Source organism: Pseudomonas sp. NY15356 (assembly GCF_048068175.1).
Taxonomy (GTDB): domain Bacteria; phylum Pseudomonadota; class Gammaproteobacteria; order Pseudomonadales; family Pseudomonadaceae; genus Aquipseudomonas; species Aquipseudomonas putida_K.
Window position 1 is genome coordinate 1 of sequence record NZ_JBLUPW010000008.1, and the last position, 14433, is coordinate 14433.

The following is a 14433-nucleotide window of genomic DNA, read 5'->3' on the forward strand; positions in this document are numbered from 1 at the left end:
ACGTTGATTGGTTTCATCCTCTGGGCGCTGCGCGCCCGGCGGATAACCCAGGTGGTGGCCGAGCTCGGCATGCAGGGCGCGCTCGATCAAGGCCTTCTTGAACGCCGCAGAGGCATCCTCGATAGCCTCTGCAGTCATCAGGCCCTCACCGAACTGCTCCAGCAGTTCTTTGGGGATTTTGGGCAGGTCACGCAAGGGTTTCTTTTTGGTTGGCATACATGCACCTCTTACTCATGTTATGCCCGAACACAAAATTTCTGACACCCTCTACTTTTGCTCTTGGGCAAAAGTAGGCAAAACCGCTGGCTCCTGCATCCGGCCTCCTGACGTCGCGATTGGCGCAACCGGTAACTTGAACGCCGCCAGGAAACCGAAGGCAACCCATCAGATAGAGATCACCCCACGCAGGTACAACGCCCCCCGCCCGCTGATGATCACCCGCCCATTCCCAGGCACCTCGCACCACAACTGCCCCTTGCGCCGGCCGCCCTGCTCGCATATCAGGCTGCGCTTGCCCAGCCGCTCAGCCCAATAGGGCGCCAGCGAGGTATGCGCCGACCCTGTCACCGGGTCTTCGTTGACCCCTACCCGCGGTCCAAACCACCGCGTCACGAAATCGAACCCTCGCCCCGGCGCGGTCACCGCGATACCACGCACATCGAACGCGCCCAATGCCACGAAGTCCGGTGCCAAGGGCTCCAGCAACGCCGCATCGTCGATCACCACCACATAATCATCGGTACGATAAACCGCCCGGACACTGTTCAGCCCCAGCGCCTCGAGTAACCCTTCGGGCACGTCGACCGCCACCGGCTGCTTGGCCGGAAAGTCCATCGCCAGCAACCCATCGCTGCCACGGCTGACCCGCAATTCCCCGCTGCGCGTATTGAACCGCAGCACCGCGGCCTGCTCGCCCAACTGCTCGAACAGCACCCAGGCCGCCGCCAACGTCGCGTGCCCGCACAAATCCACCTCGACGCTGGGCGTGAACCAGCGCAAGTCGAACGCCTCGCCATTGCGTACGAAATACGCCGTCTCGGAAAGGTTGTTCTCCTCAGCCACACGCTGCAGCGTCTCATCCGGCAGCCAACACTCCAACGGCACCACTGCCGCCGGGTTGCCACCGAACGGTGTGGCAGAAAACGCATCGACCTGGAAGATCTCGAGTTGCATGCAAAAGCTCCTCATGCCCGGCCTCAGGCCCGGCAGGTTCAGGGGAAAGGGTCAGGAACGGACCGGGGTCAGCACCGGCTCACCGGCAAAGAACGCCTGCAGGTTAAGGAGCACCAGGTTCACCGTATCCCGTGCCGCATCCGGTGATTGGCCGGCCACATGAGGTGTGAGTACGGTATTGCCGAGCACCTTGAGCGCATCGGGCACGGCAGGCTCGTCATCGAAGACATCCAGTGCGGCGCCTGCGATCGCACCTCGGCTCAGGGCATCGACCAGGGCCTGGGTATCGACCACGCTGGCCCGGGCGATGTTGACCAGATAGCCGTCCGGCCCCAACGCTTGCAGCACCTGGGCATCGACCAGGTGGCGGGTGGCATGCCCCCCGGGCGTCGCCACCACCAGGATATCCACGGCCTCGGCCAGGCTCGGCACGCTGTCATGCCAGGTGTAGGGCACGTCGCGACGCGGCGTGCGGCTGTGGTAGCTGATACTCATGTCGAAGCCCAGGTTCGCCCGCTTGGCGATCGCCCGACCGACCGCGCCCAGGCCAAGGATCCCCAGGCGCTTGCCGCTCACCGAAGGGCTGAGGACCCGGTTCCATTCCCCCCGGCGCGTGCTGGCATCGGCCCGTGGCACATCGCGCAGCAAGGCCAGCAGAAGCGCCAGGGCATGGTCGGCGACCGCTGCGGCATTGGCGCCGGCACCATTGGTCACGGTAATGCCGCGAGCCGAGGCGGCAGCCAGGTCGACCTGTTCGTAGCCGGCGCCGATCACACAGATGATCCTAAGCGCCGGCAAGGCTTCGATCTCGTTGGCCGTCAGGCCCAGCGGGCCGCGGGTCAGTACCGCATCGACCTGGGCACCGAAGCGCACGATGGCCTCGGCGCGCAATTGCGGCGACGGCGCGCGGATCAGCCGAAAACCGGCCTGCTCGAGTAGCGGCAAATAGTCATCGACGGTTTCCACCAGCACCAGAACGGTCTTGCTCATGCGCCCTCCGGCTCGTGTGCGAGAAGGGATTATGCGTGGGGACCGGCCAGTACAGTCAATGAGAATATTGGGCCATAACTGTACTGTATCGGTAGTCGACGTTTACTGAGCGAACGCCCGACCCAGGCCGCCCGGAACGCCGCTGCTGTCGGTTTCCTGCCAAGGGCCCTCGGGGCTCAGCGACCAGCTCCAGCCATTGTTCCAGCGGTAGTAGGTGCGCTGGCGATAGAAGGTGTTGGGCTTGTTTTCAAGCACATAGACGCCCATGCGCGGGTCCCAGTGGCTGGCGCCGCCCGGCGGCGGTGCGAAGCTGGCGGAGGTGCGCGGCATGGCCTTGGGCGCGCTGGCCGGTTTACTCGGCCGGGTGCTCGGCTGCCCGCTCGGCGCCGGCTTGATCACCGGCCCCTGGCGCGGCGGCGCGGTTTCGACCGGCGGCCACGGCTCGTCGCTTGGTTGTTGCACCGTACAGGCGGAAAGACCCAGTGCCAGGGTGATCAGGGTCAGACGGACGGCGCTGTTCATGCAAATGCTCTCTTATTGATCTGGGCTGTCGATAGTCAGGTGCTGGGCTGCCTCGGTATGGGTGGACAGCGGCGCGCTCTGGCCGATCCACTCGCCCCGGGTCGGTTGGCCGGCACGGGACACACGGGCAACCAGTTGGACCTCACTGAAGTCCGACAGTTTCATCTGCGGCATCATCGCATCGGCGTCGGACAGCTCCACCTCCAGCGGCAACTGAGCCACCGTCACGCGCTTGGCCGCAACGGGCATGGGCGGGCCATTGCTGGCACGGGCGAAGATGAACACCGTGTCGCCGGGCTTGACCTTGTCCTTGAGCTTGTCGGCCAGTGTCACCCGTACCTTCAGGCGAGCAGCCTCGGGCGCTGCCGCCGGTTTACCGCCCACCGCCTGCAGCCTTTCGGCGGCACGGTCGATGCCGCCCTGAAGCGCGGCGCGTGAAGCGTCGCCCTCGGGCAATTGCGCCAGCAGGCGCTGCCAATAGTCGATCGCCTCCTGGTAGCGCTCGCCCTCGAACGCGGCGATCCCGCGCAGACCAAGGCTGGTCACCTCCTTGGGGTCGGCCTTGAGCGCTTCGTCGGTCAGGGCCTGCACCTGCTCGCTGAACTGCTTGTTCGCGGCGAAATACAAGGCCTGGGCCCACTGGCCAAGCAACTCGGGCTGGCGACCGGCCAAGGCGACGGCGCGCTCGAAAATACGTGCGGCGTCGGCCGGGCGCTGCTCGGCCATGTAGGCGCGGCCAAGGAAGTACAGACCCTCTGCCGAGTCCGGCTGGGCCTGCACGGCACGCTCCAGGCGCGTGGTCATTTCTTCCATCGATTGCGGCGCCTGGGCGAACTCGCGGGTCAGCTCGACCTTGTCGACGGCGCCGAAATGCAGGTACAGCCCAAGGCCCATCGCCGGCACCAGGACCGCCGCCAGCAGCGGCAGCGCCTTGCCCAGATGGCCCTGGCGCGACGCCTCGGCGCCCTCGGTATCGGCCAACAGTTCACGGGCTGCCTCGTCACGCCCCTTGGCCAGCTGATCGGCATCGAGCACGCCGGCTTCCTGCTGGGCCGCCAGCTCGGCGACCCGCTCCTGGTACAGGGCGACATTGAGGGCAGTACGGTCTTCTTCCTGCTGCTGGCGGCGGCCGCGCAGGGTCGGGATCAGCAGGAAAGCCAGGGCGGCGAGCAACAGCAGGCCCGCGCTAAGCCAGAATTCAGTCATGGGTCTGTTCTTTATCCAGCAGTTTGGCGAGGCGCTCGCGTTCTTCAGGCGACAATTGCTCGGTCGAGGCCGCTACCGGCCCGCGACGACGGCGCACGATCAGCGCTAGCACCACGAAGCCCGAGGCCAGGAGGATGCCCGGGCCGAACCAGAGCAGCCAGGTGCGGCCGGTGAGCGCCGGCTTGTAGCGCACGAAGTCGCCATAGCGATCGACCATGAAATCGACGATCTGCTGGTTGCTCTTGCCTTCGCCGAGCATGCGGAAGATCTCCCGACGCAAGTCGGCTGCGATCGGCGCATTGGAATCGGCGATGTCCTGGTTCTGGCACTTGGGGCAACGCAGCTCCTTGGTCAGTTGCTGGTAGCGCTCGCGCTCGGCGTCATCGCGGAACTGGTAGGTATCGATGGCGGCCCGGGCCACACCGGCCACGCCCAGGACCAACACCGCCACTGCCAACCAGCGCCTCATGGCTTGGCCTCGTCGAGCAGGCCCTGGTACAGCGGCGCCAGTTGTTCACGCCAGACCGTGGCATCGACCACGCCCACGTGCTTGTAGCGGATGATGCCCTTGGCATCGATCAGGAAGGTTTCCGGTGCCCCATACACGCCCAGGTCCAGCCCAAGGCTGCCCTGCTCGTCACGGATGTTCAGCTGGTAGGGGTTATGGAAGTCGGCCAGCCATTTCAGCGCCGCGGCGTTGTCGTCCTTGTAGTTGACCCCGTGGATGACCACGCCCTGCTCGGCGAGCTGGTTCAGGTAAGGGTGTTCGACCTTGCACGACGGGCACCAGGTGGCCCAGACATTGACCAGTGCCGGGCGGCCCTGCAGGTCGGCCGGGGTGAGCGTGCGGTCGCCCTGGACCGAGGCCAGCGAGAAGGCCGGGAACGGCTTGCCGATCATCGCCGAGGGCAGTTCGTCGGGCTTGAGGAACAGGCCCTTGTAGAGGAAGACCGCCATCAGCAGGAACACCGCCAACGGCAACACCATGATCCAACGCTTCATGCAGTTGCTCCAGACATGCCCAGGACATCACGCACCCGGGCCTTGACCTTGACGCGATAGCGTCGGTCGAACGCCGCCAGGAAGCCACCCAGCGCGGTCAGCAGACCGCCCAGCCAGATCCAGCGGACATATGGCTTGATATGCACCCGTACCGCCCAGGCACCGTTGTCCAGGGGCTCGCCGAGGGCGACGTACAGGTCGCGGGTGAAGCCGGCGTCGATACCGGCCTCGGTCATCATCGACTGTTGCACGGTGTACAGGCGCTTCTCAGGGTGCAGCACGGTCACCTCGCGGCCGTCGCGGCTGATGCGCACGGTGCCCTTGTCGGAGATGAAGTTCGGCCCCTCGAAGTGCCGGGCGCCCTCGAACAGGAAGTGATACCCCCCCAGTTCCACGGTCTCGCCCGGCGCCATGCGCAGGTCGCGCTCGGCACTGTTGTTGCTCGACAGCACCACGCCCAGGGCACACACCGCCAGGCCCAGGTGCGCCAGGTGCATGCCCCAATAGCTGCGCGACAAGCCGCGCAAGCCCTTGGCGATGCCCTTGTGACGGGTCTTGTCGAGGATGTCGCGCACGCCCGCCAGTACCACCCAGGCGGCCAGGGCGAACGCGCTCAGGGCCGGCCAGTCGAAGTCGTCGACCAGCAGGCCAGCGACCGGCGCCAGCACCGCGCTGCCCAGCAGCACCGGGGTCAACATGCCCACCAGCCATTTGCCCGGGGTGTCCTTCCAACGCACAACCACGCCGATCCCCAATACCACCATCAGCAATGCCATCAACGGCAGGAACAATGCATCGAAGTAAGGCGGGCCGACCGAAAGCTTCGCCCCGGTCAGGGCATCGAGCACCAGCGGGTAGAGGGTACCGAGCAGAATCATGGACGCCGCCACCACCAGCACCAGGTTATTGGCCAGCAGCAAGGTCTCGCGCGACCACAGGGCAAAGCCCACCTGGCTCTTGACCACAGGGGCGCGCAGGGCGAACAAGGTCAGCGAGCCGCCGACCACGAACAGCAGGAAGACCAGGATGAACACGCCACGGGATGGGTCGGATGCGAAGGCATGCACCGAGGTCAGCACGCCGGAACGGACCAGGAAGGTCCCCAGCAGGCTCAGGGAGAAGGCAGCGATCGCCAGCAGCACGGTCCAGCTCTTGAATACCCCACGCTTCTCGGTGACCGCCAGCGAGTGGATCAACGCCGTACCTACCAGCCATGGCATGAAGGAAGCGTTTTCCACCGGGTCCCAGAACCACCAGCCGCCCCAGCCCAGCTCGTAGTAGGCCCACCAGGAGCCCAGGGTGATGCCGACGCCGAGGAAGGCCCAGGCGACGATGGTCCAGGGCCGCGACCAGCGCGCCCAGGCGGCATCCAGGCGCCCGCCCAGCAGGGCGGCGATAGCGAAGGCGAAGGCCACCGAGAAGCCGACGTAGCCCATGTACAGCATCGGCGGATGGACGATCAGGCCGAAGTCCTGCAACAGCGGGTTGAGGTCGCGCCCGTCGGTCGGTACCTGGGGCAACAGGCGTTCGAACGGGTTGGAGGTGATGATCAGGAACGACAGGAAGCCCACGCTGATCATGCCCATCACCGCCAGTACCCGGGCCAGCATCACCTGCGGCAACTGGCGCGAGAACACCGACACGGCGAAGGTCCACCCCCCCAGGATCAGCGCCCAGAGCAACAGCGAGCCTTCATGCGCGCCCCATACGGCGCTGAACTTGTAATACCAGGGCAAGGCGCTGTTGGAGTTGCTGGCCACATAGGCTACCGAGAAGTTGTCGGTCATGAAGGCATGGGTAAGGCAGGCGAAGGCGAACGCCAGGAAGGCGAACTGCCCCCACGCCGCCGGTCGTGCCAGGCTCATCCACAGGCTGTCGCCGCGCCAGGCGCCGAGCAACGGCACACTGGCCTGCACCACGGCAAAGCAGATCGCCAGGATCATCGACAACTGCCCGAGTTCGGGGATCACCAGGGCCGCATTCATGGCTTGGGCTCCGCGCCGGTGGCCGCCTGGCCGCTCTCCTTCAGGGCCTTGGTGACCTCGGGCGGCATGTATTTCTCGTCGTGCTTGGCCAGTACCTCGTCGGCCACCACCACGCCTTCGGCGTTGAGCTTGCCCAAGGCCACGATGCCCTGCCCTTCGCGGAACAGGTCAGGCAGGATGCCACGGTAGGTGATCGGCACCGACTTGTTGAAGTCGGTGACCACGAAGCGCACGTCCAGCGAGTCGGACGAACGCTGCACCGAGCCCTTCTCGACCATGCCGCCTGCGCGGATGCGGGTATCGAGGGGCGCCTCGCCATTGGCGATCTGGGTCGGGGTATAGAACAGGTTGATGTTCTGCTGCAGGGCGCTCAGGGCGAAGCCGACGGCGATGGCCACGCCGACCAGCAGGCCGAGGATGAGGAACAGGCGTTTCTTGCGCTGCGGATTCACTGGTTGTTCTCCCGGCGCAGACGACGCGCCTCTTCTTGCAGGTAGCGGCGGCGGGCCAGCAGGGGCGCTGCGACATTGAGCGCCAGCACTGCCAGGCAGATGCCATAGGCCGACCAGACGTACAAGCCATGGTGCCCCATGGCGAGGAAATCACCGAAGGATGCGAAACTCATCAGGCGGCCCTCCGACCCAGGCTGTTCAGTACTTCCTCCCGCACCCAGCTGGCACGGGCTTCGCGCTTGAGCACCTCGAGGCGCATGCGCACCAACAGCACTGCGCCGAAGAAGCAGTAGAAACCGAGCGCCGTCAGCAGCAATGGCAACCACATCTCAGCCGGCATGGCAGGCTTTTCGGTCAGGGTGAAAGTGGCGCCCTGGTGCAGGGTGTTCCACCACTCCACCGAATACTTGATGATCGGGATGTTCACCACGCCGACGATGGCCAGCACCGCGCAGGCCTTGGCCGCGCTGTTGCGGTTGCTGATCGCCTGACCCAGGGCAATGATGCCGAAGTACAGGAACAAGAGGATGAGCATGGAGGTAAGGCGTGCATCCCAGACCCACCAGCTACCCCAGGTCGGCTTGCCCCAGATCGCCCCGGTCACCAGCGCCACCGCAGTCATCCAGGCACCGATGGGGGCGGCGCATTGCAGGGCGACATCGGCCAGTTTCATCTTCCATACCAGCCCCACCACTCCAGCCACCGCCAGCAGCACATAGCACGACTGCGCCAGCATGGCGGCCGGCACATGGATGTAGATGATCCGGAAGCTGTTGCCCTGTTGGTAGTCCTGGGGCGCGAAGGCCAGCCCCCAGGTGATGCCGACCAACAGCAGAAGGACGGCGGAAACGGTCAGCCAGGGCAGCATGCGCCCACTGATCGCATAGAACCATTTGGGGGAGCCCAGCTTGTGGAACCACGTCCAGCTCATTTTCATCAGGGTACATCCAGGGTATTTGCCGGGCTTGGAAGCCCGAGACTCGTTATTCGCCGACGCTGATCTTCAGGCCGGCCGCGATCGCAAAAGGTGCCAGTGTCACCGCCAGGGCCGTCAGGCTGGCCAACCAGAGCAAATGGCCGGTGGCGGGCATATTCTGCAATGCCGCTTGCAAGGCGCCACTGCCCAGGATCAATACCGGGATATACAGCGGCAGGATCAGCAACGCCAGCAACAGGCCACCGCGTTTGAGACCGACGGTCAGCGCCGCGCCCACTGCGCCCAGCAGGCTCAGCACCGGTGTACCCAGCAGCAGCGAGCCCAGCAGTACCGGCAGGCAATTGGCGGGCAGGCCCAGCATCAGCGCCAGCAGCGGTGCCAACAATACCAGCGCCAGCCCGGAAAAGATCCAGTGCGCCAACACCTTGGCCAGCACCAGCATTGCCAAGGGGTGCGGCGACAGCACCCACTGTTCCAGCGAGCCGTCCTCGAAGTCGCTGCGAAACAGGCCGTCCAGCGACAGCAGCACGGCCAGTAACGCGGCCACCCAGACCAGGCCTGGCGACAAGGTTTGCAACAATTGTGTCTCAGGCCCGACCGCCAGTGGGAACAAGGCGACGACGATCGCGAAGAACACCAGCGGGTTGGCCAGCTCCGCCGGACGACGACATAACAGGCGCGCCTCGCGGCGCAGCAACAGGATGAATACGCTCATGCCGCCCATTGCCCCAGGTTCAGTTCGCGGTAGCCGGAGGGCTTGCGCTCGAGGTTGTGGTGGGTGGTCAGTACTACCGTCCCCCCCTGCTCGCAGTGGGCCGCCAGGTGTGCCTCGAGCTGGGCCACGCCCTGCTTGTCCAGGGCCGTGAAGGGTTCGTCCAGGATCCACAGCGGTGGGCTGTCCAGGTACAACCGGGCCAGGGCCACGCGGCGCTGCTGGCCGGCCGACAAGGTATGGCACGGCACATCCTCGAAACCCCGCAGGCCTACCGCAGCCAAGGCCTGCCAGATGGCCTCGGCACTGGCCGGCTGGTGCAGGGCGCACAGCCAGGCGAGGTTTTCCTCGGCGGTGAGCAGGTCCTTGATGCCGGCGGCATGGCCGATCCACAGCAGGATACTGGCCAGGGCATGGCGCTGCTCGGCCAGCGGCTGGCCGCCCAGCAGGATCTGCCCGGCCGTCGGCTGCATCAGCCCGGCCAACAGGCGCAGCAGGCTGGTCTTGCCGCTGCCGTTGGGGCCGCTGATCTGTAGCATGTCACCGGGCCGCAACTGGAATTCCAGGTGCTCGAAGAGCAATCGCCAGTCGCGCTCGCAGGCCAGGCCTGTGGCTTGTAGGTGAAGGGTCACGGTTTCGCCTTATACAGGTTGGGCCCAGGCTCGCTGCATGAAGGCGGCAGCGAACCTCGACCCAGTGTCTCAAGTCGCCCCAGCCACTGCCGTTATAGTGGCAATGGCGGACGGGCGGGCATTATTACATGCAACGTCCCGCTGCCAAGAGGGCTGGTCCGACAGGTTGTATACAATCATGACTGAAATCAATAGTCTCGGCGCACAAACCGTGCTGGGCCTGCAAGCCGGCAAGGCCGCGATGACCGGCGAATTGCTGCGTCTGCTACAGCCTCAGCCGGGCTTGATGGCACCCGGCGAGACCGCCCGGGTCGATGTATTGTCGTTGCGCCAGGTCGGCCAGGACTTCCAGTTGTTGCTGCGCCTGACCCTGGCCAACGGCAACCAGACCCAGCTGCAGGCCAGCGCCAGCCAGCCCCTGCCCCAAGGTAGCCAGGTAACCGTCACCCAGACCGAAGGCAACCGCCTTGCAATCCTCGTGCAGCAAGCCAATGCCGGCAACAGTGCGGCCCTCACCCGCCTCGATACAGCCCAGGTGCCGGTCGGCACCCTGTTGCAAGGCAAGGTGCTGACCAGCCAGGCCCTGCCGATGAATCCCGGCGAAGCGGCCAGCTTCCGTTCGCTGGTGAGTCTGCTCAACAGCCCCCAGGCCGGCGCCACCCTGACCATCGACAGCCCGAGGCCGTTGGCGGTGGGCAGCCTGCTCAGCGCCCTGGTACAGGGTGACCAGTCGCTGCGCTTCGTGCCTCTGGGCGGTCGCCAGGATCATCTGGCCATTACTCAAATGCTTGGTGCGCAGCAGAGCCGCCAGGCCTCGCTGCCGGGGTTGCTCGATGCCTTGCAACAACTGGCCCGCGCCCCGAACGGCAACGGCGATCTGCGGGTCAGTGCCGAACGCCTGCTGGCCAGCCTTCCTGAGGCACGGCAACTGGGCGACGCCAAGGCCGTGGCCCAGGCGCTGCAAAGCAGTGGCGCCTTCCTCGAATCGAAGCTGCTGGCAGGGCTGGCAAGCGGCGTGGCAACGGACTTGAAGGCGCAATTGATTCGCCTGGTGGCCCAGGCCATGCCTTCCCTCCCTACCGGGACGCCCTTCAACCCAGCGGTGGCCAATACGCTGGCGCAGGCCTTTCCCGGTATGGCCCGAGGCGCCTTGGGCATGCTCGAGCGCAATACGCCCAAGCCTCACCCCGGCGCATTCCCTCTACCCTCGCGGTTGCTGAAGAGCCTGGAAGAGGAAGGCGACCTGCAGCAGTTGCTGCGCCTGGCCGCCGCCGCCATCGCACGTCTGCAGAGCCATCAGCTGTCCAGCCTGCAGCAAACCGGCATCAACGAAAACGGCAACCTGCTGACCACCTGGCAGTCTGAAATACCAATCCGCCATGGCCAGGAATTCATACCCTTGCAGGTCAAGCTGCAACGCGAGGAAACGCCGGAGCAACAGGCCGACCCGCAACGTGAGCAACGCGATCCGCTGGCGTCGTTGTGGCGTCTCGAACTGGCATTCGACCTGCCACCGCTCGGCCCCTTGCAGGTCCAGGCACAGTTGAACCAGGGTCGGCTCTCGGGCCAGCTGTGGGCGCAGTTGCCCCAGACCGCGCAGCTGATCGAGCGTCAGTTGGGTGAGCTGCGCGAACGGCTGGTGGCCCGCGGCCTGGAGGTCGGCGACCTGGAGTGCCACCCCGGCACCCCGCCGCAAGGGGCACGCACACGCCTGGAACAACGTTGGGTGGATGAAAACGCATGAGCAGCAAGCAACCGCGCCAGGCCATCGCCCTGAGCTACGACGGCCAGCAAGCCCCGACTTTAAGCGCCAAGGGCGACGACGAACTGGCCGAGGTCATTCTTGCCATCGCCCGCGAACACGAGGTGCCGATCTATGAGAATGCCGAGCTGGTGCGGTTGCTGGCGCGCCTGGAGCTGGGGGAACAGATCCCCGAGGCGCTGTACCTGACCATCGCCGAGATCATTGCCTTCGCCTGGCAGTTACGTGGCAAGGTGCCTGCGGGCTTCGATGACGCACCGCCGCCCGAGCGCGACGTCACGCCCACGCAGCTGCGCCTGCCCTCATAGCGCGAAGCTCATTGATCTGACAGAAACCTGTAGGAGCGGCCTTGTGCCGCGATGGGGCGCAAAGCGGCCCTAATATCGGCCATGCCGGTTTCTCGGGCAAACCGTGCACATGAACTCAGGGCCGCTTCGCGCCCCATCGCGGTGCAAGGCCACTCCTACAAAGAGGTCGATGGATCGCTTCACTCGCTGCGATGCAGCTTGCTCATCAGCTCCGCTTCGGCCTGGGTCAGGCCGCAGGTGCGGGTCAGCTCCTCGACGCTGGCACCCATGCCCACCAGCTTGGCCGCCTGGGTGAAGGTCACGCTGTTGGGGTCGCGCTGCTCCAGTTGCTGGAGCTTGTCGGGCAACGGGGCGACCACCGCGCGCAATTCGTGGATCGCCTCGCCCATGCGCACGGTACCGTTCTGGTAGTCGTCCAGGCGCTTGGCCAGGTCCTTGATGCGCTGGTCACGCAGCGCATCGCCCTGGGCCTGCTGGGCGGCCAGCTCGCGCTGGCGCTTGCTGTAGTTGAGGAACAACCACAGGCTCAGCGCCCATAGCAGCGCCAGGAGAAGGACAGCAGCCTCGAAGATCAACTCAGATGTTCTCCAGCTCGGACCACTCTTCCTCGGTCATCATCTTGTCCAGCTCGACCAGGATCAGCAGCTCGCCATTCTTGTTGCACACGCCCTGGATGAACTTGGCCGACTCCTCGTTACCGACATTCGGCGCGGTTTCGATCTCCGATTGGCGCAGATAGACCACCTCGGCGACGCTGTCGACCAGGATACCGACCACCTGCTTGTCCGCCTCGATGATGACGATACGGGTGTTGTCGGTGACGTCGCTGGGCATCAGGCCAAAACGCTGGCGGGTGTCGATCACCGTGACCACGTTGCCGCGCAGGTTGATGATGCCCAGCACATAGCTCGGCGCACCCGGTACCGGCGCGATCTCGGTATAGCGCAGGACTTCCTGCACCTGCATGACATTGATGCCGTAGGACTCGTTGTCCAGACGGAAGGTTACCCACTGCAGGATCGGATCTTCGGAACCTTGTGCAGACGACTTTTTCATTCCCCTACCCCTTGAAATCCGCGCTCGGCGGTGTGTTCGGTCATTGGTGTTTGGCGTGCATCTGCTTGACGGCGCCGCTGGCGATCAACTCAGCCAGTTCGGCGACATCGAGCAAGGCACACATGTGTTCGATCACCGTGCCGGCCAGCCATGGGCGCTGCCCACGCTGGCTGCGCCACTTGATCTCGGCCGGGTCCAGGCGCAGGGAACGGCTGACCTGGTGCACGGCCAGCCCCCATTCATAGCCCTGGACGGAAATCACGTATTGCAGGCCCTGGCGGAAGTCCTCGCGGTAGCGGTCGGGCATGACCCAGCGCGCGGTGTCCAGTACCTTGAGGTTACCCGCCTGGCAGGTCAGGATGCCGAGGAACCAGTCTGGCTGGCCGAACAACGGAGTCAGTTCCTGGCCAGCCAGGCTGTAGATCGAACCCAGGCAGACCAGCGGCACGGCCAGGGTCAGGCCGGCGACATCGAACAACAGGCATTCGAACGGCTCGGCCGCCCAGGCCGGGCGCCCGTCGACAGTCTTGGGCGGCAGCACCGCGCCGGCTGATGGCAAGTGCACATCGACCAGGGGCGCCACAGGCGTGATCACCTCAGCTGCTTTTTCGGCCTCGCCCACGACCTCGGCGGACACCGGCTCAAGCTCGACGGGTGCCAGCACCGAGGGCAGGACCTTGGCCTCGGGCTCAGCGAATGGCCGCAGCATTACAGGGGCATGGGCTTCACGCAGGGCGTCCTGTGCCTGCTCCTGGCGAACCGCCTCGGCAAATTCGTCGCTGGGAGCCGCCTCGGCCGGCCCCGGGAGCGGGTCGAGTTCCTGCGTGGCCTCCTGGAGCAGACCATCGAGGTAGGACTGCAGGGCCAGTTGCGGCTTGGTGGTGGTTTGCCGTGCGGAATTCATCAGGCCACCTGCAGTGCCGATTGTTGGGTGAGCAGGTGCTTGAGCAGCGCCCGGTAAGCGATCAGGCCACGGCTCTTGCCATCGAACTGCGAAGGCGTAACCCCCGCCCGGCTCGCGTCGCGCAGGCGTGTATCAACCGGGATGTAACCCGGCCAGACCTGTTCGCCGTAGTTGTCGCGCAGCACCTTGAGGGTGCCCAGCGAGGCCTGGGTCCGCCGGTCGAACAGGGTCGGCACGATCTGGTAGGGCAAGGCCTGGCGCCGCGAGCGGTTGACCATGGCCAGGGTTCCAACCATGCGCTCGAGCCCCTTGACGGCGAGAAACTCGGTCTGCACCGGGATCACCAACTGCTGGCTGGCCGCCAGGGCGTTGACCATCAGCACACCGAGCAGTGGCGGGCTGTCGATCAAGGCGAAGTCGAAGTCCTGCCACAGCTGCGCCAGACTCTTGGCGATTACCAGGCCCAGGCCACTCTGCCCCGGCGACTGGCGCTCGAGCACTGCCAGCGCGGTGCTCGAGGGCAGCAACGAAATACGCTCGTCGCTGGTCGGCAGCAGCAGTTGCCCGGGCAGGCCCTCGGGTACCGAGCCCTTGTGCAGGAATAGGTCGTAGCAGCTGTGCTCCAGGGCGTCGGGGTTGTGCCCGAAGTAGCTGGTCATCGAGCCGTGGGGGTCGAGGTCGACCACGACCACGCGCTTGCCCGCCTCGGCCAGCAAGCCGGCCAAGGCGATGGTAGTGGTGGTCTTGCCGACGCCACCTTTTTGATTGGCTACTGCCCAGACTCTCATAGGA

General features: G+C 65.4%; 18 protein-coding genes and 1 pseudogene. 2 read left to right on the plus strand and 17 right to left on the minus strand.

Features of this window, described 5'->3' with window-relative positions; translation table 11 throughout:
* From ACNFCI_RS08435 to ccmA, 13 genes and pseudogenes are all read right to left on the minus strand, one after another.
* A pseudogene (locus ACNFCI_RS08435) lies at positions 1–216 on the minus strand (IS256 family transposase); the annotation flags it as partial.
* 168 nt (positions 217–384) lie between these two features.
* Positions 385–1173 (minus strand): PhzF family phenazine biosynthesis protein, encoded by a 789-nt coding sequence (locus ACNFCI_RS08440; RefSeq protein ID WP_084858196.1) that lies wholly within the window; start codon positions 1171–1173, stop codon positions 385–387.
* Positions 1174–1224: 51 nt separating this feature from the next.
* Positions 1225–2163: an NAD(P)-dependent oxidoreductase gene (locus tag ACNFCI_RS08445; RefSeq protein WP_368830007.1), complete on the minus strand. Its 939-nt coding sequence runs from the start codon at positions 2161–2163 to the stop codon at positions 1225–1227.
* A 102-nt stretch (positions 2164–2265) separates the two neighbouring features.
* Entirely contained in the window at positions 2266–2685 is a 420-nt protein-coding gene (locus ACNFCI_RS08450; RefSeq protein WP_084858198.1) for a hypothetical protein, read from the minus strand.
* A 12-nt stretch (positions 2686–2697) separates the two neighbouring features.
* Entirely contained in the window at positions 2698–3891 is a 1194-nt protein-coding gene (gene ccmI / locus ACNFCI_RS08455) for a c-type cytochrome biogenesis protein CcmI (RefSeq protein WP_084858199.1), read from the minus strand.
* On the minus strand, positions 3884–4360 hold the full coding sequence (locus ACNFCI_RS08460; RefSeq protein WP_368830008.1) for a cytochrome c-type biogenesis protein CcmH: 477 nt from the start codon (positions 4358–4360) through the stop codon (positions 3884–3886). The genes ccmI and ACNFCI_RS08460 overlap by 8 nt, the downstream gene beginning before the upstream one ends.
* Positions 4357–4893 (minus strand): DsbE family thiol:disulfide interchange protein, encoded by a 537-nt coding sequence (locus ACNFCI_RS08465; protein ID WP_084858201.1) that lies wholly within the window; start codon positions 4891–4893, stop codon positions 4357–4359. The genes ACNFCI_RS08460 and ACNFCI_RS08465 overlap by 4 nt, the downstream gene beginning before the upstream one ends.
* Positions 4890–6863: a heme lyase CcmF/NrfE family subunit gene (locus tag ACNFCI_RS08470; protein ID WP_172403046.1), complete on the minus strand. Its 1974-nt coding sequence runs from the start codon at positions 6861–6863 to the stop codon at positions 4890–4892. The genes ACNFCI_RS08465 and ACNFCI_RS08470 overlap by 4 nt, the downstream gene beginning before the upstream one ends.
* An 11-nt stretch (positions 6864–6874) precedes the next feature.
* Positions 6875–7330, minus strand: a complete 456-nt coding sequence (ccmE, locus tag ACNFCI_RS08475) for a cytochrome c maturation protein CcmE (protein ID WP_084858203.1) — start codon at positions 7328–7330, stop codon at positions 6875–6877.
* Positions 7327–7503, minus strand: a complete 177-nt coding sequence (ccmD, locus tag ACNFCI_RS08480) for a heme exporter protein CcmD (protein WP_084858204.1) — start codon at positions 7501–7503, stop codon at positions 7327–7329. Before ccmD ends, ccmE begins: the two co-directional genes overlap by 4 nt.
* Positions 7503–8267 carry a heme ABC transporter permease gene (locus tag ACNFCI_RS08485; protein ID WP_368830009.1) on the minus strand — a complete coding sequence of 255 codons (765 nt, stop codon included), beginning with the start codon at positions 8265–8267 and terminating at the stop codon, positions 7503–7505. The genes ccmD and ACNFCI_RS08485 overlap by 1 nt, the downstream gene beginning before the upstream one ends.
* 46 nt (positions 8268–8313) lie before the next feature.
* On the minus strand, positions 8314–8991 hold the full coding sequence (gene ccmB / locus ACNFCI_RS08490; protein WP_411969532.1) for a heme exporter protein CcmB: 678 nt from the start codon (positions 8989–8991) through the stop codon (positions 8314–8316).
* Entirely contained in the window at positions 8979–9611 is a 633-nt protein-coding gene (gene ccmA / locus ACNFCI_RS08495; protein WP_084858206.1) for a cytochrome c biogenesis heme-transporting ATPase CcmA, read from the minus strand. The genes ccmB and ccmA overlap by 13 nt, the downstream gene beginning before the upstream one ends.
* 178 nt (positions 9612–9789) lie before the next feature.
* On the opposite strand from ccmA, the gene ACNFCI_RS08500 reads away from it, so the two are divergent.
* Positions 9790–11355 carry a flagellar hook-length control protein FliK gene (locus tag ACNFCI_RS08500; RefSeq protein ID WP_368830010.1) on the plus strand — a complete coding sequence of 522 codons (1566 nt, stop codon included), beginning with the start codon at positions 9790–9792 and terminating at the stop codon, positions 11353–11355.
* Complete coding sequence (locus ACNFCI_RS08505) at positions 11352–11681, plus strand: EscU/YscU/HrcU family type III secretion system export apparatus switch protein (protein WP_368830011.1); 330 nt, start codon at positions 11352–11354, stop codon at positions 11679–11681. The genes ACNFCI_RS08500 and ACNFCI_RS08505 overlap by 4 nt, the downstream gene beginning before the upstream one ends.
* 179 nt (positions 11682–11860) lie before the next feature.
* Here the strand turns inward: ACNFCI_RS08505 and ACNFCI_RS08510 are convergent, their stop codons facing one another.
* Genes ACNFCI_RS08510 through ACNFCI_RS08525 form a run of 4 tightly spaced genes read right to left on the minus strand, consistent with a single transcriptional unit; the run spans position 11861 to position 14429 of the window.
* Positions 11861–12256, minus strand: coding sequence for a DUF2802 domain-containing protein (locus tag ACNFCI_RS08510; protein ID WP_084858209.1), 396 nt, complete (start codon positions 12254–12256; stop codon positions 11861–11863).
* 1 nt (position 12257) lies between these two features.
* Positions 12258–12737, minus strand: a complete 480-nt coding sequence (locus tag ACNFCI_RS08515; protein ID WP_016393802.1) for a chemotaxis protein CheW — start codon at positions 12735–12737, stop codon at positions 12258–12260.
* Between the two features lie 40 nt (positions 12738–12777).
* Positions 12778–13641 carry a CheW domain-containing protein gene (locus ACNFCI_RS08520; protein WP_324815535.1) on the minus strand — a complete coding sequence of 288 codons (864 nt, stop codon included), beginning with the start codon at positions 13639–13641 and terminating at the stop codon, positions 12778–12780.
* Entirely contained in the window at positions 13641–14429 is a 789-nt protein-coding gene (locus ACNFCI_RS08525; RefSeq protein WP_084858211.1) for a ParA family protein, read from the minus strand. The genes ACNFCI_RS08520 and ACNFCI_RS08525 overlap by 1 nt, the downstream gene beginning before the upstream one ends.
* Positions 14430–14433 lie beyond the last annotated feature (4 nt).